The organism is Streptomyces sp. NPDC060194, from assembly GCF_042728285.1.
GTDB lineage: Bacteria > Actinomycetota > Actinomycetes > Streptomycetales > Streptomycetaceae > Streptomyces.
In genome coordinates this window covers 1-24,572 of the sequence record NZ_JBHWZH010000092.1, presented here as the reverse complement: position 1 = coordinate 24,572, position 24,572 = coordinate 1, and the positions used below count along the sequence as shown (strand labels likewise).

General features: G+C 75.8%; 22 protein-coding genes. 12 read left to right on the top strand and 10 right to left on the bottom strand.

What is annotated here, in order from left to right; genetic code table 11:
- Positions 1–49: 49 nt before the first annotated feature.
- The 3 genes from ACFWEG_RS19850 to lnt form a co-directional block, all read right to left on the bottom strand.
- A complete protein-coding gene (locus tag ACFWEG_RS19850; protein WP_387216793.1) occupies positions 50–253 on the bottom strand; it encodes a CsbD family protein in 204 nt (67 codons plus the stop codon).
- 80 nt (positions 254–333) lie between these two features.
- The gene (locus ACFWEG_RS19845; protein ID WP_387216791.1) at positions 334–813 is read right to left on the bottom strand and encodes an NUDIX domain-containing protein; all 480 of its coding nucleotides are present in this window, start codon (positions 811–813) and stop codon (positions 334–336) included.
- 10 nt (positions 814–823) lie between these two features.
- Positions 824–2,485 (bottom strand): apolipoprotein N-acyltransferase, encoded by a 1,662-nt coding sequence (gene lnt / locus ACFWEG_RS19840; protein WP_387216789.1) that lies wholly within the window; start codon positions 2,483–2,485, stop codon positions 824–826.
- A gap of 190 nt (positions 2,486–2,675) precedes the next feature.
- On the opposite strand from lnt, the gene ACFWEG_RS19835 reads away from it, so the two are divergent.
- Positions 2,676–3,656 (top strand): O-antigen ligase family protein, encoded by a 981-nt coding sequence (locus tag ACFWEG_RS19835; RefSeq protein WP_387216787.1) that lies wholly within the window; start codon positions 2,676–2,678, stop codon positions 3,654–3,656.
- A gap of 304 nt (positions 3,657–3,960) precedes the next feature.
- Here ACFWEG_RS19835 and ACFWEG_RS19830 read toward each other — a convergent pair whose 3' ends face one another.
- On the bottom strand, positions 3,961–4,752 hold the full coding sequence (locus tag ACFWEG_RS19830; RefSeq protein ID WP_387216785.1) for a glutamate racemase: 792 nt from the start codon (positions 4,750–4,752) through the stop codon (positions 3,961–3,963).
- A 59-nt stretch (positions 4,753–4,811) separates the two neighbouring features.
- Here ACFWEG_RS19830 and ACFWEG_RS19825 point away from each other — a divergent pair, with 59 nt between their 5' ends.
- A complete protein-coding gene (locus ACFWEG_RS19825) occupies positions 4,812–6,029 on the top strand; it encodes a glycosyltransferase (RefSeq protein WP_387216784.1) in 1,218 nt (405 codons plus the stop codon).
- 8 nt (positions 6,030–6,037) lie between these two features.
- Here the strand turns inward: ACFWEG_RS19825 and ACFWEG_RS19820 are convergent, their stop codons facing one another.
- Positions 6,038–7,306, bottom strand: a complete 1,269-nt coding sequence (locus tag ACFWEG_RS19820; protein WP_387216797.1) for a TerD family protein — start codon at positions 7,304–7,306, stop codon at positions 6,038–6,040.
- A 259-nt stretch (positions 7,307–7,565) separates the two neighbouring features.
- Here ACFWEG_RS19820 and ACFWEG_RS19815 point away from each other — a divergent pair, with 259 nt between their 5' ends.
- From ACFWEG_RS19815 to ACFWEG_RS19800, 4 genes are all read left to right on the top strand, one after another.
- A complete protein-coding gene (locus tag ACFWEG_RS19815) occupies positions 7,566–8,051 on the top strand; it encodes a DUF6643 family protein (protein WP_387216782.1) in 486 nt (161 codons plus the stop codon).
- 51 nt (positions 8,052–8,102) lie between these two features.
- Positions 8,103–8,930, top strand: a complete 828-nt coding sequence (locus ACFWEG_RS19810; RefSeq protein WP_387216780.1) for an MOSC domain-containing protein — start codon at positions 8,103–8,105, stop codon at positions 8,928–8,930.
- A gap of 138 nt (positions 8,931–9,068) precedes the next feature.
- A complete protein-coding gene (locus ACFWEG_RS19805; protein WP_387216778.1) occupies positions 9,069–9,674 on the top strand; it encodes a hypothetical protein in 606 nt (201 codons plus the stop codon).
- A 160-nt stretch (positions 9,675–9,834) separates the two neighbouring features.
- On the top strand, positions 9,835–12,270 hold the full coding sequence (locus ACFWEG_RS19800; RefSeq protein WP_387216776.1) for a right-handed parallel beta-helix repeat-containing protein: 2,436 nt from the start codon (positions 9,835–9,837) through the stop codon (positions 12,268–12,270).
- Here the strand turns inward: ACFWEG_RS19800 and ACFWEG_RS19795 are convergent.
- Positions 12,230–14,599: a hypothetical protein gene (locus ACFWEG_RS19795; RefSeq protein ID WP_387216774.1), complete on the bottom strand. Its 2,370-nt coding sequence runs from the start codon at positions 14,597–14,599 to the stop codon at positions 12,230–12,232. The two genes, ACFWEG_RS19800 and ACFWEG_RS19795, sit on opposite strands and share 41 nt — an antisense overlap.
- 207 nt (positions 14,600–14,806) lie before the next feature.
- Here ACFWEG_RS19795 and ACFWEG_RS19790 point away from each other — a divergent pair, with 207 nt between their 5' ends.
- Positions 14,807–15,634: a DeoR/GlpR family DNA-binding transcription regulator gene (locus ACFWEG_RS19790; RefSeq protein WP_387216772.1), complete on the top strand. Its 828-nt coding sequence runs from the start codon at positions 14,807–14,809 to the stop codon at positions 15,632–15,634.
- A gap of 28 nt (positions 15,635–15,662) precedes the next feature.
- Here ACFWEG_RS19790 and ACFWEG_RS19785 read toward each other — a convergent pair whose 3' ends face one another.
- On the bottom strand, positions 15,663–16,778 hold the full coding sequence (locus tag ACFWEG_RS19785; protein WP_387216770.1) for a PLP-dependent cysteine synthase family protein: 1,116 nt from the start codon (positions 16,776–16,778) through the stop codon (positions 15,663–15,665).
- Between the two features lie 222 nt (positions 16,779–17,000).
- Between ACFWEG_RS19785 and ACFWEG_RS19780 the strand changes: the two genes are divergently transcribed.
- Together ACFWEG_RS19780 and ACFWEG_RS19775 are read left to right on the top strand one after the other, a co-directional pair.
- Positions 17,001–17,342 (top strand): hypothetical protein, encoded by a 342-nt coding sequence (locus ACFWEG_RS19780; RefSeq protein WP_387216768.1) that lies wholly within the window; start codon positions 17,001–17,003, stop codon positions 17,340–17,342.
- 139 nt (positions 17,343–17,481) lie between these two features.
- Positions 17,482–18,009, top strand: a complete 528-nt coding sequence (locus ACFWEG_RS19775) for an ATP-binding protein (protein ID WP_387216766.1) — start codon at positions 17,482–17,484, stop codon at positions 18,007–18,009.
- A gap of 22 nt (positions 18,010–18,031) precedes the next feature.
- Here ACFWEG_RS19775 and ACFWEG_RS19770 read toward each other — a convergent pair whose 3' ends face one another.
- Positions 18,032–19,327, bottom strand: coding sequence for an ROK family protein (locus tag ACFWEG_RS19770; RefSeq protein WP_387216764.1), 1,296 nt, complete (start codon positions 19,325–19,327; stop codon positions 18,032–18,034).
- 155 nt (positions 19,328–19,482) lie between these two features.
- On the opposite strand from ACFWEG_RS19770, the gene ACFWEG_RS19765 reads away from it, so the two are divergent.
- A complete protein-coding gene (locus tag ACFWEG_RS19765; protein WP_387216763.1) occupies positions 19,483–20,448 on the top strand; it encodes a family 16 glycosylhydrolase in 966 nt (321 codons plus the stop codon).
- Here the strand turns inward: ACFWEG_RS19765 and ACFWEG_RS19760 are convergent, their stop codons facing one another.
- A complete protein-coding gene (locus ACFWEG_RS19760; RefSeq protein WP_387216761.1) occupies positions 20,449–21,141 on the bottom strand; it encodes an alpha-ketoglutarate-dependent dioxygenase AlkB family protein in 693 nt (230 codons plus the stop codon).
- A gap of 109 nt (positions 21,142–21,250) precedes the next feature.
- Between ACFWEG_RS19760 and ACFWEG_RS19755 the strand changes: the two genes are divergently transcribed.
- Positions 21,251–22,456, top strand: a complete 1,206-nt coding sequence (locus tag ACFWEG_RS19755) for an MFS transporter (RefSeq protein ID WP_387216795.1) — start codon at positions 21,251–21,253, stop codon at positions 22,454–22,456.
- A 41-nt stretch (positions 22,457–22,497) separates the two neighbouring features.
- Here the strand turns inward: ACFWEG_RS19755 and ACFWEG_RS19750 are convergent, their stop codons facing one another.
- The gene (locus ACFWEG_RS19750; RefSeq protein WP_387216759.1) at positions 22,498–22,953 is read right to left on the bottom strand and encodes a MarR family winged helix-turn-helix transcriptional regulator; all 456 of its coding nucleotides are present in this window, start codon (positions 22,951–22,953) and stop codon (positions 22,498–22,500) included.
- A gap of 88 nt (positions 22,954–23,041) precedes the next feature.
- Here ACFWEG_RS19750 and ACFWEG_RS19745 point away from each other — a divergent pair, with 88 nt between their 5' ends.
- Entirely contained in the window at positions 23,042–24,544 is a 1,503-nt protein-coding gene (locus ACFWEG_RS19745) for an MFS transporter (protein WP_387216757.1), read from the top strand.
- The last annotated feature ends 28 nt before the right edge of the window (positions 24,545–24,572 follow it).

Genomic DNA, 24,572 nt, shown 5'->3' with positions numbered 1-24,572 from the left:
GGATCCGTCACCCGGTGGCGCCCTCGCAGCGCCTGTGGCCTGCGGTTCCTCAGGCTCTGTCGTCCTTCTTGCCGCCTAGGCTGTCCTTCATCCCGGCGAGCTTGTCCTTCACGTTCTCGACGGCTTCCTTCGCCCTGCCCTGGGCCTGGTCGGTCCGGCCCTCGCTCTTCAGCCGCTCGTCGCCGCCGACGGTTCCGGCGGCCTCCTTGGCCTTGCCCTTGAGCTGGTCGAACGTGCCCTTGTCGTCGCTCACTGCGCGCACCTTTCCGTGGCGGACCGTGGCCCTCCAGCCTCACCCGGACGGGACGCGGCCGCATCCCGGGGCGCGCGGGGTCAGGGCTGCGCGGCGGGCTCGAACCAGGTCGGGCCGTCGCTCTGGGCCTGCTTGATGCGGAAGAGCGAGAACTCCGCGAGTTCGGGCAGCGCGTCCAGGGCGAACCAGCCGACCTCGAGCGACTCGTCGTCGTTGACCCGCGCCTCGCCGCCGGTGGCCCGGCAGCGCACGGAGACGTCCATGAACTGGCAGACGTCGGAGTTGGGGTAGACGACCGGCTTCAGCGCCTGCACCAGGACGATCCGCTCCGCCACGCACTCGACGCCGGTCTCCTCGAAGACCTCCCGCACGGCCGTCCGCGCCGGCTGCTCCCCGGGGTCGGGGATGCCGCCGGGGATCGACCAGAGGCCGGTGTCCGCGCGGCGGCCGAGCAGGACCCGGTTCTCGTCGTCGAAGACCAGGGCGCTGACGCCGGGGAGCCAGAGCAGCTGGTGGCCGAGATCGGCACGCAGGTCGCGGATGAAGTCGGGAGTCGCCATGGTCTCGACCCTATCCGCGGCGGCGTGCGGCGAACGCGCGGGTCAGGGACCAGCCGAGACCGGCCGCGCCGACGGCGACGAGCAGCCACTCGGGCAGGGATCCGAGCCGGGTGGCCGGGGTCAGGGAGCTGCGCTTCGGGACCTCGGCGACGAGCGAGTCCGGGGTGAACAGCTTCGTCTCCCGGGCGACCGACCCGTCGGGCCGGATGACCGCGCTGACCCCGCTGGTGACCGGGACCATGACCGCCCGCCCGTGCTCGACGGCCCGCACCCGGTCCATGGCGAGCTGCTGGTACGTCATCTGGCTGCGCCCGAAGGTCGCGTTGTTGCTGGGCACGGAGAGGATCTGCGCACCCGCCCGCACCTGGTCGCGCACCACCCCGTCGAAGGCGGCCTCGTAGCAGGTGACCGGTCCGATGCCGGTGCCGGCCATGTCGAAGACGGCGGTCTTCGTGCCGGGGACGAAGCTGCCCGCGCGGTCGACGTCGGAGCTGAAGATCCGGAAGAAGCTCCGGTAGGGCATGTACTCGCCGAACGGCTGGAGCTGCCGCTTGTCGTAGACCGCGCCCGGCCCGGTCCGCGGGTCCCAGAGGATCTGGCGGTTGCGCGGGGTGCCGTCCTTGAGGGTGACGACCGCGCCCACCGAGATCGGGGCCTTGATCGCCCGGGCGGCCTCGTCGATGACCTGTGCGGCGTCCGGGTTCGCGTAGGGATCGATGTCGGAGGAGTTCTCCGGCCAGAGCACGAGGTCGGGCTGCGGGACGTCGCCGGCGGCCACCCGGGCGGCCAGCCGCTTCGTCTCCTTGACGTGGTAGTCGAGGACGGCCCGCCGCTGCGCGTTGAAGTCCAGGCCGAGGCGCGGGACGTTGCCCTGGACGACGGCGACGGTGGCGGTGCCGTCCTCGGCGGAGGTGTCGACGAGGGGCAGCGCGGCGGCGCCGGCGGCGATCGGGGCGACGGTCAGGGCGGCGGCGAGGGCGATCCGCCGGCGGCCGGTGCGCAGGTGGGACGGCGTGTCGCCCGGTGCGGGCGCGGCGGCGTCCGTGGCGGCCGAGGCGGTGTCGCCGGCCGCTGCGGTCCGGGCCCGGCGGACGGCGGGCAGGCGCGCGAGGTCGGCGAGGCCGAAGCCGCACAGCACGACGGCGAAGCTCAGCAGCGGGGTGCCGCCGAGCGCGGCGAGCGGCAGGAAGATCCCCTCGGGCTGGCCGAAGGCCGCCTTGCCCCACGGGAAGCCGCCGAACGGGAAGCGGGCTCGCAGGGCCTCGCCCGCCACCCACACCCCCGCGGCCCACAGCGGCCACACCGGGAGCCGGGACACGAGGGCGACACCCGTGACCGTGAGGCCGACAAAGAGCGCCTCGACGGTGGCGAGCGCCAGCCAGGGCAGCGGCCCCACGTCGACGCCCGTCCACGACAGCAGCGGCACCAGGTAGCCGAGACCGGCCAGGAAGCCGAGGCCGAACCCCGCCCGCGCCCGACGGCCGCGGACCGCGAGCCCGAGGCCCGCGAAGGCGATCGGCGCGAGCCACCACAGGGGGCGGGGCGGGAAGCTCGCGTAGAGGAGCAGTCCGGAGCAGACGGCCGCCAGGGCGGGCAGGAGACGCGTGAGCCTGCCGCGCGCGACGGGCGCCGCGGGGTCGGGCTCGGAGGTGCGGGACAGGGTGGCGGTCACGCTGCGGAGTCTACGGCGGCACGCCGGAGGCCCCGATGCCGGTCCGCGGGCACGGAACGCACATCCTTCCTGCACAGACGGGTCACAGAACGCACCTCCAGCCACTAGCGTGGGTCCGTTGGTCCTGGATCGGGGGGTCTGCGGGATGGCGTCACCGTCTGTTCGGCCCGTGGTGCGGGAGGGCGGCCGGGTGTCCGACGGCGTGGGCGCGGCGTTGATCGTCGGCTGCGCGGTCTGGGCGCTGGTCGCGGCGGCGGGCCGCGACGCCCGCCCCGAGGGCGTGCTCCTCGCGGTGCTCGCGGTGTGCGCCGGGTACGCGTGCGGCCGCCTGTGGGGATCGGTGCGGCCGGCGGGGGCGTTCGCGCTGACCGCGGCGGCGGCCCTGGTGGCGGCGGTGGCGTCGCACGACGGTCTCCGCGGGGCGGGCGCCTCCGCGCCGTCCGGTCACACGGGCGCGACGGCGGCGCTGGTGGTGCTGGCCGCCGGCGCCGCGTGCTGCGGCGCGGCCGCCGCGCGCTCGCGCGGGGTGCGGACGGTTTCGCGGCTGCTCGCGGCGGCTGCCGTCGGCGGGGCGCCGCTGCTCGGTTCGCCGGCCGGGTTCGCGGGGGCGGTGGGGGTGGTGCTGTGCGCGCTGGCGGCGGCCCGGACCCGCCGCAGGGCGGCGGGGCTCGCGGCGCTGCTCCTGGCGACGGGCCTGGTGGCGGGCGTGTCATGGGCGGTCGCGGAGGAGGCGCTGCCCCGGGGGCTCGCCTCGTCGCTGGAGGGTCCGCTGACCGCGCGCCGCGTGTCGCTGTGGCAGGACGCGCTCGACCTCGCGCGGGAGAACCCGGAGCGCGGCGTGGGACCGGGCCGCTTCGCCGTGCTGAGCCCGACGGCGGGCCAGGCGCTGCACGGGGACGGCCGCCCGCACTCCGCCCCGCTGCAGGTGGCCGCCGAGCAGGGGGCGGTGGGGGTCGCGCTGTTCGCCGCGCTCTTCGGCTGGATGCTGTTCGGCCTGTGGCGCTCGCCGGTCGCCACGCCGGTGGCCCTGACGGCGGGCGCGGCGCTGGCTGCGCTGGCCGTCCTGGCGGCGATCGGCAACGTGCTCAGCTTCGCGCCGGTGACGGCAGGGGCCGGCCTCCTCGCCGGCCTCGCGGCGGCGAGGCCCGCGGCGCGGCTGCGGGACGACTGAGCGCAGGCGCAGGTCGGCCTGCGTGTCGTGCCGTACGGCGCGGCGGCGTTGGACGTCGATGCGGTCCTACACCCCTCGACTCGCCCTGCGGGCTCGGGAGCCGCAATCCGCGGGCGCGCTCGGGCTGATCGCGCCCGCGCGGCGCAGCCGCACATCGACACAGACCCGCGCCCCTTGACTCGCCCTCCGGGCTCGATAGCAGCGGGCAGCAGGAGCGCCGTGGCCGGTCGCGCCCGCGCGGCGCAGCCGCACATCGACACGGTCCCGCGCCCCTGGGCTCGCCCTGCGGGCTCGAAAGCCGGGGTCAGCGGGTGGCGGTGACCCCGGCGAGGAGGCGGCCCTCGACGTAGGCGCGCGCGGCGGTGGGGAGTTCGGTGACGCGGCCGCCGCCGAGGACGGTCAGGCGGCCGGTGGGCGGGGCGTCGGGGGCCGGCTCCGCGCCGATCCGGCGCAGCGCCTGGCCGGCGACGGCGTCGGCCGATCCGTGGAGCCGGAGCCGGAGCGGGTCGGCGCCGGGCTGCCGGAGGGCGGCCCGGATGCGCTCGGCCACCAGCTCGTAGTGGGTGCAGCCCAGGACGACGGCCCGGACGCCCGGCGGGGTGAGGGCCGCCGCGGCGGCGACGGTGCGGTCGATCGCCGCCTCGTCGGCCTGTTCGACGGCGTCGGCGAGGCCGGGGCAGGGCACTTCGGTGACCTCTGCCCCGCCGGCGAACTCCGCGATGAGGTTCCGCTGGTAGCGGCTGCCCGTGGTGGCGGGGGTGGCCCAGATGGCGACGGGGCCGCCGCCCGCCGCGGCCGGCTTGATCGCGGGCACGGTGCCGATCACCGGGATGCCCGGTTCGAGCTCCGCGCGCAGGGCGGGGAGCGCGTGCACGGTGGCGGTGTTGCAGGCGACGATCAGCGCGTCGGGGGACAGGGCGGCCGCGGCCCTGGCGACATCGAGGGCGCGTCCGGTGAGGTCCTCGGGCGTTCTGGGGCCCCAGGGCATGCCGTCGGGGTCACCGGAGACGACGAGATCCGCGTCGGGCCGCAGTCGGCGCACCGCGGCGGCGGCGGCGAGCAGTCCGATACCGGAGTCGATGAGCGCGATCTTCACCTGATCACCCTATGCGATGGTCGCGTGTCGGCCCCGTTCCGTCCGGCAGACTGCGCCGGGTGGACTTGCTCGGGTGGATCGCCCTCAGTTCCCTGGCGTGCTGGTGCTGGCTGCTGCTCGGACAGGGCGCCTTCTGGCGCACCGACGTGCGGCTCCCGCCCGCGCCGCGGCCGCCCGAGCGGTGGCCGCGGGTGGCGGTGGTGGTGCCGGCCAGGGACGAGGCGGCCGTGCTGCCGGACAGTCTTCCGTCGCTGCTCGGGCAGGACTATCCGGGTGAGGCGGAGATCCACCTGGTCGACGACGGCAGCACCGACGGGACCGGCGCGCTCGCCCGCGCGCTCGCCGAGCGGCACGGCGGGCTGCCGCTGACGGTCTCCTCGCCGGGCGAGCCGCCGCCGGGCTGGGCGGGCAAGATGTGGGCGGTGCGGCACGGGATCGCGCGGGCGCGGGGCGGCGGGTCGCAGGACCTTCCCCCCGGCCGGGAAAAACTGACCGGCGGCCCGGAGTACCTGCTGCTGACCGACGCCGACATCGCCCACGGGCCCGACAGCCTGCGCGCCCTGGTCGCCGCCGCCGAGGCCGGCCGCCACGACCTGGTGTCGCTGATGGCCCGGCTGCGGGTGGTGACCGGCTGGGAGCGGCTGGTCGTGCCGGCGTTCGTGTACTTCTTCGCCCAGCTGTACCCGTTCCGGTGGGTGGCCGGGCCCGGCCGACGGACCGCGGCGGCCGCGGGCGGCTGCGTGCTGCTGCAGACGGCGGCCGCCGAGCGGGCCGGGGTGCCGGAGTCGATCCGGCACGCCGTGATCGACGACGTGGCGCTGGCCCGCGCGGTCAAGCGCGGCGGTGGCCGGATCTGGCTGGGCCTGGCCGACCGGGTGGACAGCGTCCGCCCGTACCCGGGCCTCGCCGAGCTGTGGCGGATGGTTTCGCGCAGCGCCTACGCCCAACTGCGGCACAGTCCGGCCCTGTTGGCGGGTACGGTCGCGGGTCTGGTCCTGGTGTACCTGGTGCCGCCGCTGTCCCTGCTCGCGCTCGCCGCCGGATCGCCGTGGGCCGCGGTGGCGGGCGGGGCGGCGTGGCTGGTGATGACGGCGACGTACGTCCCGATGCTGCGCTACTACCGGCAGCCGCTGTGGCTCGCCCCGCTCCTGCCGGTCACCGCGTTCCTGTACCTGCTGATGACGGTGGACTCCGCGCTGCAGCACCACCGCGGGCGCGGGTCCGCCTGGAAGGGCCGGACCTACGCCCGCCCGCCGCGGGCCGACCGGGCGGGCTGACGCGGGGTCTACTTGCGGCCCGGCGTCCAGTTCATGCCCCAGCCGTACGCCTCGTCGACGGCCCGCTGGAGGCCGACGCCGCGGGCGGGGATCAGGTAGCGGGCCTCGCGCTGCACCACGAGGTCGCCGTTCTGCCCGGTGATCAGGGCGAGCGCGCAGACCGGCGAGTCGACAGTGCACTCGTCGAGGAAGAACTCCACCGGCGCCCCGTGCTGCGGCTGGAGGGTGACGGTGGCGTTGAGGCCGCGGAAGCTGCGCGCGCCCTCGTAGATGATCACGAAGATGACGATGCGGCGGAAGGACGCCTTGTGGTCGAGGTTGACGGTGAGGTTCTCGCCGGCGGCCGCGGCGCCGGTGCGGTCGTCGCCGTCGAGGTGGATGTAAGGCGGCTGGTGGAGGGCGCCGAAGGCGTTGCCGAGGGCCTGGACGACGCCCTTGCGGCCGTCGGTGAGCTCGTAGAGGGCGCACAGGTCGAGGTCGAGGTTGCTCCGGCGGCCGAAGGCCTTGCGCATCGTCCAGTTGAGGTTGACCTTGAGCGCGCCGGACGTGCCGCCCTGCTTGCCGAGCGAGACGCGCGGGGCGTCCTTGGTGAGCGTCACCTTGCTGAGCCGGACGGGCTCGGCGGGGACCGGCGCGGGCGGCGGGGCGGGGGCCGGCGGCCGGTGGACCGGGGTCGGGACCGGGGCCGGGGCCGGGGCCGGCGGCGGGTTGTGCACCGGGGCGGGTGCGGGCGGCGGGGTGGGCGCCGGCGGGGCCTGGGGTTCGTCGACGGTGATGCCGAAGTCGGTGGCGAGGCCCGCCAGTCCGCTGTCGTAGCCCTGGCCGACCGCGCGGAACTTCCACGCTCCTTGGCGGCGGTAGAGCTCGCCGAGGACGAACGCGGTCTCGGTGGTGGCGTCCTCGCTGTCGTAGCGGGCGATCTCGGCGCCGCCGCCCGCGTCGAGGACCCGGACCCGCAGGCCGGGGACCTGCCCGAAGGAGCCGCCGTCGGCGGAGGCGGCCAGGATCACGCGGTCGACGGCCGGTTCGACCCGGGCGAGGTCGACGGCGACGGTGTCGGTGGTCTCGCCGCCGGCCGCCCGCTTGCCCTCGTGGCGCACCGCGCCCGAGGCGTGCGCCGGCTGGTTGTAGAAGACGAAGTCGGCGTCGGAGCGCACCTTCCCGGCCGCCAGGAGGAGCGCGGAGGCGTCCGCGTCCGGTATCCCGGGGCCGGAGCGCCAGCCGATCTCCACGCGGACCGATCCCGCCGGCACCGCCACGTTCGCACCTTTGCGCATCGTCGTCACGTCAGCTCCCGCTCCGGGCCGTCGGCCCCCCGGTTCCGATGGCCTCCGATGATGGCACCCCCGCGGCGCCCCGTCCGGGGGAAGCCGCCGAATCGCCCGGCGAAGATGATCTACCCGCGGGTAGCCCCCCCGTGACGGCCGCCACGACTGACGGTGTTTTGGCAGGTCAGGGCCGCGCAATCAGCGTAAAGGGGATGAGCGGAAGTTGGGGTCTCCCCAACCGGCGGATCGTGGGCTTAACTTATGTCCCATGACCTCCCCCCGCTCCTCCTACGGCGGCGGTTACTACTCCGCGCCGTCCATCCCGGACACCCCCATCTACGACTCCCTGGTCGCGGAGCGGGGCACCCCGCAGATCGCCCCGATCCGGGTTCCGGCCGCCTACGAGTCGGCCTCCTACCCGCCCGCGTCCTACGCCCCCGCGCTGCCCGCGCTGCCCGCGCTCCCCTCCGGGCCGTCGCAGCAGCCGGCGCCGTCGGCCTACGGCTACCCGCAGCAGAGCTACGCGGTGGCGCCGCTCCAGCAGGCGCCCGCCCCGTACATCCCGCAGCAGGCGCAGGCCCCGCGCGGCTACGACGCGCCGCAGCAGCCCCGGCCGCCGGCCGGCTACCCGCAGCAGCGCCCCGCGCAGCACACGGGCTACGAGGCGATGCGCCCGGTCGCCCCGCGCCCCGCCCAGGCCGCGCCCTACGAGGACCCGTACAACCGCCAGTACCAGGGCGGCCGCGGCTACTGACCGAGGGGGTCGCGGCGGAGCACCGTCGGCGGCCCCTGACAGGATGGAGCCATGCCGCTGCCTGTCCTGAGTTCACTGCACGTCCATCCGGTCAAGGCGCTGGCCGGGTACGCCCCCGAGGAGGCGGCCGTCGAGCCGTGGGGGCTCGCGGGCGACCGGCGCTGGATGGTGGTCGACGAGGCGGGGAGCTGCGTCACCCAGCGCGAACACCCGCGGCTGGCCCTGGCGGCCGCCGCGCCGCTGGCCGACGGCGCGATCGCGCTGTCCGCGTCCGGCCGCGCGACGCTGACCGTACGCCCGCCGGCGCTCGGCGGGCCCACTGTGCCGGTCGCTGTCTTCAGCGACAAGCTCGAGGCGGCGCTCGCGGACGAGGCCGCCCACGCGTGGCTGAGCGCGTACACCGGCCGGCCCGTCCGGCTCGTCCACCTCGACGAACCCGCCGTGCGGCGGCCGGTGACCCGGAGCGGCGGACTCCCGGGCGACACCGTCAACCTGGCCGACACCTACCCCCTGCTGCTCACCACCCGGTCCTCGCTCGACGCCCTGAACGACCTGGTCGCCGCCGGCGACCACGCCCAGGAGGGGCCCCTGCCCATGGACCGGTTCCGGCCGAACCTGGTCGTGGACGGCCCGCCCGCGTGGGCGGAGGACGACTGGCGGCGGCTCCGGATCGGCCGAGTGGAGCTGCGGGTCGCGGGCCCCTGCGGGCGCTGCCTGGTCACGACGACCGACCAGCGGTCCGCCAAGCGCGGCAAGGAGCCGCTGCGCACCCTGGCCCGCCACCGGCGGCGGGACGGGAAGCTGCAGTTCGGGATGCTCCTGATCCCCGCGACGGGTGGCACGCTGCGACGCGGGGACGGCGTGACTATCCTCGAATGACGGACGTCTGTTCGGGGAGACGGCCGCGAGGATCCGGCGGGTCGCCGCCGGACGGCACCGTTCCGCGGAGCGGGGCCCGTCCGAGGTGTCGGCCGGCCGGCGCGCGGACATGACGGAGGCGGAAGGGGGTGCGCGATCGTGCGAGCCCTGAGCGGAATCTGGCGCTGGCGGCACAACCCGCTGCGCCGTACAACGGACCTCGTCGAGGCCTGGGTCGCCCTCGGCGCCCTCCTGCTGATCGTCCTCGCCGCCCCGGTGGCCGGCGGCTTCTGCGGCGCCCTCGCCGACGACGCCCTGCAGCAGTCCGTGCAGCGCCAGCAGCGGGAGCGCCACCTGGCGACGGCGTCCGTCGTCCGCCCCGCGGCCTGGGACCCCGCCGACCCCGACCCGGAGTCCACGACCGTCCGCGGCGGGGCCTCGCGGGTGGTGGCCGTCTGGTCCGGCCCCGACGGGGTCCGGCACACCGGGACGACCTCGGCCGCCCCGCCCGACGCCCGGCCCGGCGACCGGTTCACGCTGTGGACGGACGCCGAGGGCCGGCAGACCACCCGGCCGCTCGACGCGACCACGGCGAGCACCCACGCCGCGATCGCGGGCGCCGGAGCCGCCGTCGTGTTCGCCGCGCTCGTCGCCGGCGGGCGCCGGCTGGTCGTGTGGCGGCTCGACCGGCGGCGGTACGCCCTGCTCGACCGCGACTGGGCGCGGACCGGTCCGGACTGGGGCCGCACCGGCGCGGGCAGCTGACCCGGCCGCGCCACTCCCGCGCCGACACCGACGACTGGTCAACTCCCCCGCCCCGCGCACGCTACGGTGGACCGGCCGGAGCAGGTGCCTCACCGGGGCGGCCGGATCGGCGAAGGTCGGACACGCGTGAGGCACGACGAGGCGGGGGCAGTTCAGCGCCATGGCACAGGGCACGGTCCAGGTGACGTACACCGGCACGTCGAGGTGGCGCCGCCGCACAGGCGAGTACGCCTCCCTCGCGGCGGCGCTCGAGGCCGCCGGGGACGGCGACGTGCTCACGGTGGCCCCCGGCACCTACCGCGAGAACCTGGTGATCACCCGGGCCGTCACCCTGCGCGGCCCCGACGGCCCGGACGGCACCGTGCGGATCGCCCCGGTGGACGGCGTCGCCGTCACCCTCCGCGCCTCCGCCGTGCTGCAGAACCTGCAGCTGGAGGGGCAGGACGGGGCGTCACCGGCGCTCCTCGTCGAGGACGGCACACCGGAGATCGCCGGCGTCCGGATCGCCACCCGCTCCGCGGCCGGACTCGAGGTCCGCGGCGGCGCCCGGCCGACCGTGCGGAGGCTGGTGGTGGACAACCCGGCGGGCGTCGGGATCGCCGTCCTGGACGGCGGGGGCGGTCTGTTCGAGGAGTGCGAGGTGCTGGCCGCGGGGCAGGCCGGGGTCGCGGTGCGCGAGGGCGGCCACCCCCGCCTGGAGCGCTGCCGGATCCACCGCACCACCGGCGCGGGTCTGACGGTCTCGGGCGAGAACTCCGGCCTGGAGGCCATCGGTTGCGAGATCTACGAGATCCGCAGCGCCGGCGTCCAGGTCAACGCCCGCGCCACCGCCCACCTCACCGCCTGCTCGGTGCACCGCACCACCGGTGACGGCGTCACGCTCGACACCGACGCGGTCGTCACCCTCGTCGACTGCGACGTCCACGACATCCCGGAGAACGCGATCGACCTCCGGTCGCGCTCGGTGCTCACCCTGACCCGGACCACCGTGCGCCGCTTCGGCCGCAACGGCCTGTCCGTGTGGGACCCGGGGACCCGGGTGGACGCCGGGAGCTGCGAGATCCACGACAGCACCGGCGACTACCCGGCGGTCTGGGTCAGCGACGGGGCCGCGGTCACCCTGACCTCGTGCCGGGTGCACGACGTCCCGGACGCGATCTTCGTCCTGGACCGGGGGTCCCGCGCCGACCTCGTCGACAGCGACCTGGCGCAGGTGCGCAACACCGCGGTCTCGGTGAGCGACGGGGCGACCGCGCAGCTCGACGACTGCCGGATCCGCGAGGCCGCGACCGGCGCCTGGTTCCGCGACCACGGCAGCGGCGGCACGCTCAGCGGCTGCTCGGTGGACGGCGCGCAGACGGGCGTCATCGTCACCAAGGGCGCCGACCCGACCGTCGAGCGGTGCACGATCACCTCCCCCGTCGAGGCCGGCTTCTACGTCTCGGCCGAGGGCCGCGGCACCTTCCACGCCTGCCGGGTGACCGGCAGCGGCGGCTACGGCTTCCACGTCCTCGACGGCTGCCGCACGACGCTGACCCGCTGCCGCACCGAGCGCTGCGAGCGGGGCGGCTACGAGTTCCCGGAGGACGGGCCGGTGGTCGAGGACTGCACCAGCGACGAGAGCGGCCTGTCGGGCGGCCCCACCGCCACGTCGCGGCCCGGGGCGCCGGGGCCGTCCGCTCCTTCCGCCCCGGCGGGCGTGCAGACGGCGACGCAGCACACGACCACCGGGCTGCTCGGCGCGGTCCCTGCGCCCCGGGTCACCGAGACGCCCGGCGAGGCGCTGCGCGCCTCCACCGACGTGCTCGGCGAACTGGACGCGCTGGTCGGCCTGGAGAGCGTCAAGCGCGAGGTGCGGGCGCTCACCGACATGATCGAGGTCGGCCGCCGCCGGCAGCGGGCGGGTTTGAAGGCCGCCTCGGCCCGCCGCCACCTGGTCTTCACCGGCTCCCCCGGCACCGGCAAGACGACGGTCGCCCGGCTCTACGGCGAGATCCTCGCCTCGCTCGGCGTCCTGGAGAAGGGCCACCTGGTGGAGGTGTCCCGCGTCGACCTGGTCGGCGAGCACATCGGCTCCACCGCCATCCGCACCCAGGAGGCCTTCGAACGGGCCCGCGGCGGCGTGCTGTTCATCGACGAGGCCTACGCGCTCTCCCCGGAGGACTCCGGCCGCGACTTCGGCCGGGAGGCCATCGACACGCTGGTGAAGCTGATGGAGGACCACCGGGACGCGGTGGTCGTCATCGTCGCCGGCTACACCGTCGAGATGGAGCGCTTCCTGGCGGTCAACCCCGGTGTGGCGTCCCGGTTCTCACGGACCATCACCTTCGGCGACTACGACCCGGACGAACTGCTGAGCATCGTCGCCCAGCAGGCCGACGAGCACGAGTACCGGCTGGCCGGCGGGACGTCGGAGGCGCTGGTGAAGTACTTCACCGCGCTCCCCAAGGGACCGGCGTTCGGCAACGGGCGCACCGCGCGCCAGACCTTCGAGGCGATGGTGGAGCGGCACGCCGGGCGGGTCGCCCAGCTCGCCGAGATGAGCACCGACGACCTCACGCTGCTGTATCCGGAGGACCTCCCCGAGCTGCCGTGACCCCGGCGGCCTCCGCGGCCTGCCGGGGCAGTCCGGGCGCGGCGGCCAGCCGGGCGAGGAGCGCCGCCCGCTCGGCGGCGAACGCGGGGTCGGCCTGGTAGAGGGAGTGGCCGAGGATCGGCGCGGGCAGCGGGTCCCGTGCGGTGCGCGCGTACGCGGCCGGGTCGCGCAGCGGTGCGGCGTCGACGCCGGGGAGCTGTACGGGGCCGCCGATGGGGTCGGTGCGGCGGTGGAGGTTCCGCCAGCAGTCCACCTCGTCGTGCAGGGTCCGCAGGACGTGCGGGCCGAAGTGGGCGGGGAACCAGCGGCCGTAGAGCCGTTCCAGCGGGGAGGCGTAGGTGAGCAGGGCGACGCCCTTGCGGACCTCGGCGTCCAGCTGCCAGGCGGCCGCGGCGGCGAGCACGCTGCCCTGGGAGTGGCCGGACAGGACGAGCCGGCCGCCGGTCGCGCGGGTCCAGGTGTCGATGCGCCAGGCGAGGTCGGGGACGGCGCGCTCGGCGTAGCAGGGCGGGGCGAAGGGGTGCGCGGCGCGCGGCCAGAAGGTGCCGACGTCCCAGAGGATGCCGATGGTGCGGCGGGCCGAGGCGTCGCGGTAGGCGCGCCGGCCCCAGGTGACGAACAGCAGGAAGCCGACGCCCACCAGCCAGGAGCCGAGCGCCTGGACCGTCTGGGCGGCGCCCTCGACGACCGGCGGGGCGCCGCGCGCCGCCTCGCCGGGGACCTCGGCGGTCAGCCGGGAGCCGGCCAGGGCGATCCCGCCGAGCAGCAGGGTGACCGCGGAGGTCAGGGCGAGGATGCGCGGGGCGCGGTCGGTGAGGGCGGCGCGGGCGCGGGTCCCGGCGATCCGCCGGGCCCGTACGTCCTCGGCCCGGGCCTCGGGGTACTCGGCGAGCACCCGGGCCGTCTCCTCGCGGCGCAGCTCCCGGGTGCGCCGGGCGAGCCAACCGGCGCCGAGGAGCAGGACGAGCAGCAGCGGGGGCAGCGCGGAGGCCTGCCAGGAGAGCAGCACGGGCGGTTGGATCACCGGGTCCGCGCCCATGCCGGGGGTGCTCGGCCCGTCCAGCCAGTCGGCGACCCGCTGGGCGACGCCGCCGGTCATCACCCCGCCGAGCGCGCAGGCGAGGGTGGCGACGGCGGGCCCCGCGAGTCCGCGCAGGGCGGCCCGGTGGTCGGGGGCGGTGCGGTGGAGCAGCAGGGCGACGGCGGCGAGGGCGAGGACGAGCAGCCCCTGGGCGAGGGTGAGGACGGCGAAGGCCGCGTCGCCGGGCAGCCGCCCGCCGGAGACCCAGCCGGGCCGGGGCCACGCCGCGTACAGGAGCGCGCACGCCAGGAGGGTGAGCGCGTTGGCCGGCAGGGCGCGCAGGAGGACCCGGTCGAGGGTGTGGTCGATGTGCGACTCGGTGCGTCCGCGGCGGCAGACGACCCAGACGCACCACAGCGCCGCGCAGCCGACGGCGGCCTGGAGCATCCACCCGGCGAGGTCGGCGGCGGCCGCGCCGCCGGGCGCGCGGTCGTGCCGGGCGGGGGCGGTGCTCAGCGCGGCGGCGACGGTCAGCAGCCCGGCGGCGGTGTGCGCGGCGCGCAGCCGGGCGACGAACCGGCGGCCGTACCAGAACCCGGGGCGGCCGAGGGCGGCGACGGTGTACGGCACCTCGCCGGAGGGGACGTCGGCGGCGAGGTGGGCGCGCGCGGGGCGGCCGGGGAGCGGCTGCTGCGACTCGTAGGCGTTCCAGGTGCGGTGCGAGAGGTACCAGAGCAGTCCGGTGAGGGCGGCGGGGACCAGGGCCGCGAGGGCGAGCCGGCGGCCCGGCGCGGTCCACCAGCCGCCGCCCCCGGCCGCGTCGGGGGTGAGGAAGCCGAGCCAGGACCGGTTGCCGGCGCACGCGGGGGTGCCGGCGCACTGCCACGCCGTCAGGTCGAGGGCGACCTCGCAGGCGGCGGCGGTGAACAGCACGGTCAGGCTCAGGCCGACGAGCCGCACGAGGACGCCGTGGAGCCGTATGGCCCGGTCGTGGCCGCGGGCCGCGGGGCGCATCCAGTGGGCGAGGTTGACGACCATGAACGGCAGGAGCAGCAGCCACAGGGCGCGGGAGCCGTTGCCGGAGGTGAGGTTGGACCAGCAGTACGCCTCGGGGATCGGTCTGCCCCGGTAGTCCTCGGGCCGGCTCTCGGCGTCGACGTCGTCGGTGCGCCGGTGCATCGCGGCGGTTGCGTCACCGGTGACGCGGGTGGTGCGGGGGTCGCCGAGCATCTCTTCGGGGGTGGCGCCGCCGACGCCGTGAACGAGGAGTTCGAGGGCGGGTCCGCCGCCCGCTGTTCTGTCGTGCACCGGTCCTGGACTCGCTCTCGGACGAAGGACGGGGAGGCAATGATTCCCCTTCGGCGCCGCTCCGGCACCTGTCCCGCGCCGCCGCGTGCGAAATCTCCCCGCCGGTACGCGGGCCCCTGTGCCGTGCGAGGATGGGAGGCCCGTGCACGAGCGGCGTCGGAGCCCCTCGGGCCGCGCAGGTGACCCAAGGGAAGGACCCGCCCCGGCGTGAGCGAGAACCACAACCTGCTCGCCGAGCAACGCCGTGCCCTGATCCTCGACGAGGTGCGCCGCCGCGGCGGCGTGCGGGTCAACGAGTTGACCCGGCGGCTCAACGTCTCCGACATGACGGTCCGGCGCGACCTGGACACCCTCGCCCGGCAGGGCGTGGTCGAGAAGGTGCACGGCGGGGCCGTGCCGGTCACCGAGGCGAGCACCCACGAGCCGGGGTTCGAGGCGAAGTCGGCGCTGGAGCAGGGCGCGAAGGACGCGATCGCCCGGGCGGCGGCGGCGCTCGTCGTCCCCGGCAGCGCGATCGCGCTGTCCGGCGGCACCACGACGTTCGCCCTGGCGCAGCGGCTTCTCGACGTCCCCGACCTGACCGTGGTCACCAACTCGGTGCGGGTGGCGGACGTGTTCCACACCGCCGGGCGGGCGGGCGGCCAGCGTCAGTCGGCGGCGACCGTCGTCCTGACCGGCGGGGTGCGCACCCCCTCGGACTCGCTGGTGGGGCCGGTGGCCGACCAGGCGATCCGGGCGCTCCACTTCGACGTGCTGTTCCTCGGCGTGCACGGCATATCGGTGACGGCGGGCCTGTCCACCCCGAACCTCGCGGAGGCCGAGACGAACCGGCGCCTGGTGCGCTCGGCCCGGCGGGTGGTCGTGGTCGCCGACCACACCAAGTGGGGGACGGTCGGCCTGAGTTCGTTCGCCGGCCTGGACGAGGTGGACACGCTGGTGACGGACGCGGGCCTGCCGGCGGAGGTGCGGGAGGAGGCCTCGGAGCACCTGGAGGAGCTGGTGGTGGCCGGCCTCGCGGAGGAGCCGGGCGCCTGACGGTGCGTCAGGCGGCCGGCGCGGCCCGTCAGTCGGGCCAGGCGCCGGTGGCGAGCAGGGTGTCGATCGCCCGGGTGTACGGGGCGATGTCGAGGCCCTGCTCCTCCAGCCAGGAGTCGGAGTAGTACTTGTCGAGGTAGCGGTCGCCCGCGTCGCAGATCAGGGTGACGACGCTGCCGGTCTCCCCGGCCGCGGCCATCTCGGCGACGATCTTCCAGGCGCTCCACAGCCCGGTGCCGGTGGAGCCGCCGGCCCTGCGGCCCGTCGCCCGCTCCAGGGCGCGTACGGCGGCGACGCTGGCGGCGTCGGGGACCTTCATCATGCGGTCGATGGCTCCGGGCACGAAGCTGGGCTCCATCCGGGGCCGTCCGATGCCCTCGATCCGCGAACCGCAGTCGCTGGTGACGCCCGGGTCGCCGGTGGTCCAGCCCTCGAAGAAGCAGGAGTTCTCCGGGTCGGCGACGCACACCCGGGTGTCGTGCTGCATGTAGCGCACGTACCGGGCGACGGTCGCGGAGGTGCCGCCGGTGCCGGCGGTGGCGACGATCCAGGCGGGCTCGGGGTAGCGCTCCAGGCGCAGTTGCTCGAAGAGGGACTGGGCGATGTTGTTGTTGCCGCGCCAGTCCGTGGCCCGCTCGGCGTAGGTGAACTGGTCCATGTAGTGGCCGCCGGTGCGGGCCGCGAGCGCCGCCGACTCCTCGTACATCAGCCGGGAGTCGTCCACGAAGTGGCACCGCCCGCCGTGGAACTCGATCAGCCGGCACTTCTCGCGGCTGGTGGTGCGGGGCATCACGGCGATGAACGGGACGCCGATCAGCTTGGCGAAGTAGGCCTCGGAGACGGCGGTGGAGCCGCTGGAGGCCTCGATGACGGGGCGGTCGGGGCGGATCCAGCCGTTGCACAGGCCGTAGAGGAAGAGGGAGCGGGCGAGCCGGTGCTTGAGGCTGCCGGTCGGGTGGGTGGACTCGTCCTTGAGGTAGAGGTCGATGCCCCAGTGCTCCGGCAGCGGGAACTGCAGGAGGTGGGTGTCGGCGGAGCGGTTGGCGTCGGCCTGCACCTTGCGCACCGCCTCCTTCAGCCAGGTGCGGTACCCGGCGTCGCTGCGGTCCACGTCGAGGGTGGCCAGGGCCTTGTCGCTGCTCACGTTCCGCTCCTGTCGCATCGGGTCCCCGGCCTCGATCATAGACACCCGCAACACCCTTCTCACCTGCATAAACACTCCTTTGGGGCGCTCAAAGCAACTCCTGGCCCCGGTGCCCTGGACCGGCCGCGCCGGGCTCTGGCGCCGCGGCCGGACGCCGTGCAGACTGCACCGGTGGACGCGGCCACGTCTCGGGCGGCCGCGGCGACCCGACGGAGGCGGTCCATGGCTGACGCGGAGTTCACGGCCCGCGGGGTGCGGATCGGGCGCCGGCTGCGCTCGCTCACCCGGGCGGGCCAGGTCCGGATCAGCGACGGCAGGCTGGAGCTCCTCACCAGCTACGGCAGCGAGATCGACAGCGCCCCCGTCTCCCAGGTCACCCTGGGCCGGCCGTGGTTCGCGGCGGAGGACGAGGCGGCGGCCACCGTGAACGGCAGGCGCTACCTGCTCAAGCTCGGCGGAGACGCGCGGACGCCGGGCGGGGACGGGCCGGGCGCGGCCGGCGGCTTCCTGGCCGCGTTCCGCGAGGCGGGCGCTCGCGGCACGGACCGGACCGGCGGCGCCTGACCGGTCCGTGAGTTGCGCGGCCGCGCGGGCTGAGCGACTCTGGTCCCACATATCACTCTGGGTCACCCGGCGATCACTCAAAGGAGCGGTACGCCGGATCATCGCCTTCTTCCGGACCTCAATTCGGGGAGTCGCACCCGTGATCAGTCATCCGAGCAGGCAGTGCGCGGTGGAGCTCCTGGCTCTGCCGTCGCGGATCGGACAGGTCCGCAGAATCGTCTCCGCGCAGTTGCGCTACTGGCATCTCGACCCCCTCGTGGACCCGACGGCGCTGGCCGTCACCGAGCTGCTCACCAACGTCCACCGGCACGCGGAGCCCGACAAGACGTGCCGGGTGGAGATCGAGCTGCGGCGCGAGCACCTCACCGTCTCCGTCCACGACCGTGACCCCCGGCTGCCCGTCCTGGGCGACGCGGACCCGCTCGACACCTGCGGGCGGGGCCTGGCCATGGTCGAGGCCCTCAGCGATAGCTGGGGGGCGCGGCCGGTGGAGGCGGGCGGCAAGGTCGTCTGGTTCCGACTGGCCGCCGTCTCCCCCGCGAAGCCGGCGCCCGCGCGGCCCGGTGGGGTGCGGGCGGCGGCCGACGTGGGGCGTCCGCAGACCTCGCACGCCCCGGCGTTCGCGGAACGGCCGGTCCGTCTCGCCCGCCGGGCCGTGGTGGGCTGAGGCCCGGGCCGTTCCCGGCGGGTCAGGCGACGGCCGTGAGCGGGTCGTCGAGGACGGGCTGCCAGGCCAGCTCGGCGGCGCCGACCAGGCTGTTGTGGTCGAGCGTGCACGGCAGGATCGGCACGCTGCCGCTGCGCCCCCACAGGCTGCGGTCGGCGACGACGGCGCGCAGCCGGTCGGGGGCCGCGTCCAGGAGCGCCTGGTGCAGTCCGCCGAGGATGATCCGGTCGGGGTTGAGGATGTTGACCAGTCCGGCGAGGCCGAGGCCGAGCCGGTCGACGAGTTCCTCGACCGCGGCCGGGACCGCCGGATCGGCGCCGCCGGTGCGGATGAGGTCGCGTGCCTGCTGAAGGAGCGAGACCTCGGGTCCGGGGTCGCGTCCCGCCGCCGTCAGGAAGGCGAGCGGGTCGGTCTCGACGTCGAGGCAGCCGCGTCCGCCGCAGTGGCAGGGGCGGCCCTCGGGGTTGACCGTGAGGTGGCCGACCTCCAGGGCGAGGCCCGAACTCCCGGTGTGCAGGCGGCCGTCGAGGACGAGTGCGCCGCCGACCCCCCGGTGTCCGGTGGCCACGCAGAGCAGGTGCTGCGCCCCGCGGCCCGCTCCGTGCCGGTGCTCGGCGAGCGCGGCGAGGTTGACGTCGTTGCCGGCGAAGGCGGGCCCGGTGATGCCCGCGTCGCGCACCCGGTCGGCGAAGATCGCGGCGACGGGCGCGCCGGCCGGCCAGGCCACGTGCAGCGGGTTGAGCGCGAGGCCTTCGGGCTCGGCGACCGCGGACGGCACGGCGAGGCCCGCGCCCACGCACCGGCGGCCGGTCTCGCGCAGCAGCTCCGCCCCGGCCTCGACGACGGCCCCGAGGACCTGCGCCGGATCGGCCCCGACGACCTCGCACCCGGGGGTGGTGGCGACGATCCGGCCGCCGAGGCCGACCAGCGCCGCCCGGAACCCGTCGGCGTGCACCTGTGCGGCGAGGGCGACGGGGCCGTCGTCGGCGACGAACAGCCGGTGCGAGGGGCGGCCCTGGGAGCCGGCGGACGCGCTGGGGCGGCTGTCGACGCGGATCAGGCCGAGCGCCTCCAGCTCGGCGGCGACCGCGCCGGCCGTGGCGCGGGTCACGCCCAGTTCGGAGGTGAGGACGGCCCGGGTGGGGGCGCGGCCGGTGTGGACGAGTTCGAGAGCGGGTCCGAGCGCGCTCCGGCCGCGCTCCAGCCGGTTCCTGCCCGCCGCGCCCGGGGCGCCGGGGCCGCGTACGGTCACCGGTCCGGGAGGGGTGTCCGGGGTGGTCGTGTCCCCGGTCGCGTGCGGGGCCGCCTTGCCAGTCATGACGGAGAGTCTCCCATGATCGACGGATCCGGGGCCCGCGCCGACGCCGGAGGCGGGCCCCGCGCGGCCCTCGAAGGACCCGCCTGACGTGCGGTCATCGCCGGTGGATACGCTCGACGACCGCCGTGCGCCGTTTCCGCCGAGGAGTGGGACCCGTGGAGAGCATCTGGACCCGACGTGCGAGCGGCGTCCGGGAGCGCCTTCGCCGCAGGCCGCGGGCGGCGCTCGCGACGGGGGCCGCCCTGACGGCCCTGACCGTGCTGATCGGCTGGGTGCTGCTCGCCGACCGCGACCCCCGCCGGGCCTCCGACGGGTCCGGTCGCCGTCCGGCGCCGCCCGCCGCCACCCCCTCGACGCCGACCGCGTCCCGCTGGGTCGACCCGGCGACCCCGCGCGGCGTCCGGCCGCGGGGCGGCGCGGGGACGGGCTCGGCGGAGCTGGTCTTCAGCGACGAGTTCGGCGCGCCGACGCTCGACACCGCCAAGTGGACGGCGCTGGACGTCGAACGCGAGCCGCACGACGGCATCCGCTGGTGGTACGCGCCCGGGACCGTCCGCCCCGACGCCGCCGGCCGGGGCGCGCTCGCCATCGACGTGAAGCGGCTCGGCGAGGGCCGCTACGCGGGCGGCCGGATCGAGACCCGCGGCAAGTACGGCTACCACGGCGGCGCGATCGAGTTCCGGGTCCATGTGCCGCCCACCGAGGGCCACTTGGCGGCCGTCTGGCTCCAGCACCCCGACCAGGGCGACGTGCCCGGGACGGCGGCCGACGGCGCCGAGATCGACATCGCGGAGACCGCGTACCGGGCGAACAGGTTCTCGACCAACATCCACTACGACGGGTACGACGACCTCAAGTCGTCCCCGGGCGTGTTCCCCGCCCCGCGCCTCCACGACGACTACTGGCACACCTTCGGCCTGAGCTGGACGGGCGACCACCTGAAGTTCCTCTACGACGGGCGGGTCGTCCGCACGGTCACCGACGAGCGGCTCATCCCGCTGGTCGACGAGTTCGTCGTGATCTCGCACGAGGTGAGCGACTTCCCGGAGGGGGACATCGAGGACGAGACCTTCGACGCGGACTCGACCATGTACGTGGACTACGTGCGGATCTGGAAGTGATCAGGCCTCCGGCCGGCCGGTTCCGGGCAGGCCGCTGACGCGCAGGGTGATGTTGAGGCGTCCCTCGAGCCCCAGCTCCGTAGGCGCGGTGCCGGGGTGCACGCGCGGCACCCCGTGGTAGGCGAGCCGCGAGGGGCCGCCGAAGACGAAGAGGTCGCCGCTGCGCAGCTCCAGGTCCGTCCAGGGCCGCGAGCGGCCGTCGACGTTGCCGAGGCGGAAGACGCAGGTGTCGCCGAGGCTGAGGGAGACGACCGGGGCGTCGGACTCCTCGTCGCTGTCGCGGTGCATGCCCATGCGGGCGTCGCCGCCGTAGAAGTTGATCAGCGCGATGTCGTAGGCGAGCGGTGCGGAGGGGTCGGCACCGGGGGCCGCGTCGCCGTAGGCCGCGGCGACCGCCCGGTCGGCCGTCTCGGCCAGCCACCGGGGCATCGGCTTCACCGGGGCCCCGTCGCCGTCGACGGCGTGGTCGGCGTAGCCGTAGGGGTACCAGTGCCGGCCGAGGCAGACCTGGCGGGCGGTCATCTCGCCGCCGCCGGGGGTGCGCACGGTCCGCAGGCCCGCCGGCGGGCGGGCCCAGGTGCGGCACGCGTCGAGCAGGCGGCGCTGCTCGTCGGCGGAGAGCCAGTCGGGCACGTGGACGGCGCCGGGGGCGGGGGTGGCGCGGTCGCGGGGGAAGAGTTCGGCGGCGCTCATGTCCGCCATCCTCGCGCCGGACGGCGGGGCGGACCAGCGGTGGGGCCGGTGCCGGGAAAGGTCTTGCACGGCGTTCGGCGCGCCGTCTAGCCTGCCGTTTGTGTCAGCATTGAACAAACTCAGGTCAGGGACGACCGGCGCCGAGCACGGCACGGCCGCCGGACTCCGCCGCCTCCGGGTGCTGCTCACCGTGTTCTTCGCGCTCGACGGCTTCGTCTTCGCCGGGTGGGTGGTGCGCATCCCGGCGATCAAGGCGCAGACCGGGGCGTCCGCCAGCGCCCTCGGCCTCGCCCTCCTCGGGGTGTCGGCGGGGGCTGTGGTGACGATGATGCTGACCGGCCGGCTGTGCCGCCGGTTCGGCAACCACCCGGTGACCGTGGCCTCGGCGCTCCTGCTGGCCGTGAGCGTCGCGCTGCCGCCGCTGCCGCGCTCACCGCTTGCCCTCGGCCTCGCCCTGCTCGTCTTCGGCACGGCGTACGGCGCGCTCAACGTGGCCATGAACAGCGCCGCGGTGGACCTCGTCGCGGCGCTGGGCCGTCCGGTCATGCCGAGTTTCCACGCGGCGTTCAGTCTCGGCGGGATGGTGGGCGCGGGGGCCGGCGGCATCGTCGCCGGGCACCTCTCCCCCACCGCGCACCTGCTCGGGCTGACGGTGATCGCGCTGGTCGTCGCCGTCGCGGCCGGGCTCCCGCTGCTGCGGTTCGCGGCGCCGCGGCCCGCCCGGCCGTCCGGCCCGGGCACCGGAGCCGTCGCGGCCGGGTCGGGGCGGGGCGGGCCGAGCGCCCGGACGGTGGTCGTCGTCTTCGGCGTGATCGCGCTCTGCACGGCCTACGGCGAGGGCGCGCTGGCCGACTGGGGCGCTCTCCACCTGCACCAGGACCTGGGCGCCGCCCCCGGCCTCGCGGCCGCCGGGTACGCCGTCTTCGCGCTGGCCATGACGGTGGGCCGGCTCTCGGGGACGGCGCTCCTGGAGCGGCTGGGCCGGACCGCGGTACTGGTGGGCGGCGGCACGGTCGCGGCCGCGGGGATGCTCCTCGGGGCGCTGGCGCCGGGCACCGGGGCGGCGCTCGCGGGCTTCGGGGTCACCGGTCTCGGGCTCGCGAACATGTTCCCCGTCGCCATGGACCGGGCGGGCGCGCTCGGCGGCCCGGACGGGGTGGCCGCCGCGTCGACGCTGGGGTACGGCGGGATGCTGATCGGACCGCCGGCGATCGGGTTCATGGCGGACTGGCTCTCGCTGCCCGTCGCGCTGACCAGCGTCGCCCTGCTCGCGGCGTGCTCGGCCGTCATCGGGTACGCGTTCCGGCGGGCCTGAGGGACCGGTCCGGCCGAGGCGCGTCACGGGACCGGTGCGGCTCAGTTCGCGGCGGGGCCCGACTCCGGGGCCAGGGTGCGGGCGAGCACGGCCCGCTGCATCGGGAGCGCCGCCGCGTGGACCGCGCGCCCCCGGTCGGTCAGCACGACCCGGACGCCGCGCCGGTCCTCGCTGCACATGCCGCGGCCGACGAGGCCGTCCCGCTCCAGTCGGCTGATCAGCCGGGACAGCGCGCTCTGGCTCAGGTGCACGCGGGCGGCGATGTCCTGGACACGGTAGGCGTGGCGGCCGTCGTCCGACGCGTTCTCCGCGAGCACGTCGAGAACCTCGAAGTCGCTGGCCCCGAGCCCGTGCTGCTGCAGCTCGCGGTCCAGTTCGCACATCGTGCGGGCGTGGCGGGCGAGGATCTCGCGCCACTGGGCCACGAGGACGGGGCCGTCCGGTGCGAGCCCGTGAGCGGCGGCCCCTTCGGGCGACGCGGGAGGGTTCGGCGACATGTTTCAGACGGTAGCAGAGATCGCCGAGTTCGTTGCATCGACATTAAATGCACTTGCATTGAATGCATGTGCATGTACTGTCTCGGCCATGACCTCACCGCTCAATGACCCCGCCGCCGTGGACGACCGCTGGAGCCCGCGGCTGTGGGGGACCCTGCTCGTGCTCTGCGCGGCGATGTTCCTGGACGCGCTCGACGTCTCCATGGTCGGCGTCGCCCTGCCGTCGATCGCCGAGGAGCTGGCGCTCGACACCTCGACCCTGCAGTGGATCGTCAGCGGCTACATCCTCGGCTACGGCGGCCTCCTGCTGCTCGGCGGCCGGGCGGCCGACCTGCTGGGCCGGCGGCGGGTGTTCCTGATCGCCCTGGCCGTCTTCGCGCTCGCCTCGCTGCTCGGCGGGCTCGTCGACTCCGGGCCGCTGCTCATCGTCAGCCGCTTCGTCAAGGGGCTCAGCGCCGCGTTCACCGCGCCGGCCGGCCTGTCCATCATCACCACGACCTTCAAGGAGGGCCCGCAGCGCAACCGGGCGCTCGCCATCTACACCACCTGCGCCGCGACCGGCTTCTCGATGGGCCTGGTCCTCTCCGGCCTGCTCACCGAGGTGAGCTGGCGGCTCACCATGTTGCTGCCCGCGCCGATCGCCCTGCTCGCCCTGGTCGCCGGCCTCCGCCTCATCCCGCGCAGCCCGCGCACCGAGCGGCGCGGCGGGTACGACGTGCCCGGCGCCGTCACCGGCACGGCGGCGATGCTGCTGCTCGTGTTCACCGTCGTCCAGGCCCCGGAGGTGGGCTGGGCGTCGGCGAGGACGCTCCTGTCGTTCGCCGCCACGGCGCTGCTGCTGGCCCTGTTCGTCACGATCGAGCGGCGCTCGGCGAGCCCCCTGGTCCGGCTCGGGGTGCTGCGTTCGGGCGACCAGGTGCGCGCCCAGCTCGGCGCCGCGTTCTTCTTCGGCTCCTACGTCGGGTTCCAGTTCATCGCCACCATGTACCTGCAGAACCTGCTCGGCTGGTCCGCGCTCCAGACCGCGCTGGCCTTCCTCCCGGCGGGCGCCCTCGTCGCGCTGTCGTCCACGAAGGTCGGCCCGCTGGTGGACCGCTTCGGCACCTCGCGGCTGCTGGTCGCCGGCTTCGCCTTCATGGTCGTCGGGTACGCCCTGTTCCTGCGGATCAGCCTGGCCCCCGCCTACGCGAGCGTCATCCTGCCGTCGATGCTGCTGATCGGCGCGGCCTGCGCGGTGGCCTTCCCCTCGCTCAACATCCAGGCCACCAACGGGGTGGACGACCACGAGCAGGGCATGGTCTCGGGGCTGCTGAACACCTCCGTGCAGGTGGGCGGGGCGGTGTTCCTGGCCGTCGTCACCGCGGTGATCACGGGCGGCGGCGGTTCCGGGGCGTCGCCGGAGGCCGTCCTGGACAGCTTCCGGCCCGGGCTGGCCGTCGTCACCGCGCTCGCCGCGGCGGGGCTGCTGCTGACCGCGACCGGTCTGCGCCGGCCGCGGGCCGCACGGGGCTCGATCGTCGTCGCGGCGTCGCCGGCCGACGGCGCGGTGGGCGTGCCCGCCGTCGCGGAGAAGGTGGCCGTGCGCGACTGACCACGGTGACGGGGGCCCACCGGGGGGA

What these genes read in the sequence shown, in the direction of transcription:
- ACFWEG_RS19810 (WP_387216780.1), top strand. Translation starts at nt 8,103, where the DNA reads ATGCCGCTGCCTGTCCTGAGTTCACTGCACGTCCATCCGGTCAAGGCG.
- ACFWEG_RS19760 (WP_387216761.1), bottom strand. Translation starts at nt 21,141, where the DNA reads ATGAGCGCCGCCGAACTCTTCCCCCGCGACCGCGCCACCCCCGCCCCC.
- ACFWEG_RS19780 (WP_387216768.1), top strand. Translation starts at nt 17,001, where the DNA reads ATGGCTGACGCGGAGTTCACGGCCCGCGGGGTGCGGATCGGGCGCCGG.
- ACFWEG_RS19745 (WP_387216757.1), top strand. Translation starts at nt 23,042, where the DNA reads ATGACCTCACCGCTCAATGACCCCGCCGCCGTGGACGACCGCTGGAGC.
- ACFWEG_RS19820 (WP_387216797.1), bottom strand. Translation starts at nt 7,306, where the DNA reads ATGCGCAAAGGTGCGAACGTGGCGGTGCCGGCGGGATCGGTCCGCGTG.
- ACFWEG_RS19770 (WP_387216764.1), bottom strand. Translation starts at nt 19,327, where the DNA reads ATGACTGGCAAGGCGGCCCCGCACGCGACCGGGGACACGACCACCCCG.
- ACFWEG_RS19750 (WP_387216759.1), bottom strand. Translation starts at nt 22,953, where the DNA reads ATGTCGCCGAACCCTCCCGCGTCGCCCGAAGGGGCCGCCGCTCACGGG.
- ACFWEG_RS19815 (WP_387216782.1), top strand. Translation starts at nt 7,566, where the DNA reads ATGACCTCCCCCCGCTCCTCCTACGGCGGCGGTTACTACTCCGCGCCG.
- ACFWEG_RS19845 (WP_387216791.1), bottom strand. Translation starts at nt 813, where the DNA reads ATGGCGACTCCCGACTTCATCCGCGACCTGCGTGCCGATCTCGGCCAC.
- ACFWEG_RS19800 (WP_387216776.1), top strand. Translation starts at nt 9,835, where the DNA reads ATGGCACAGGGCACGGTCCAGGTGACGTACACCGGCACGTCGAGGTGG.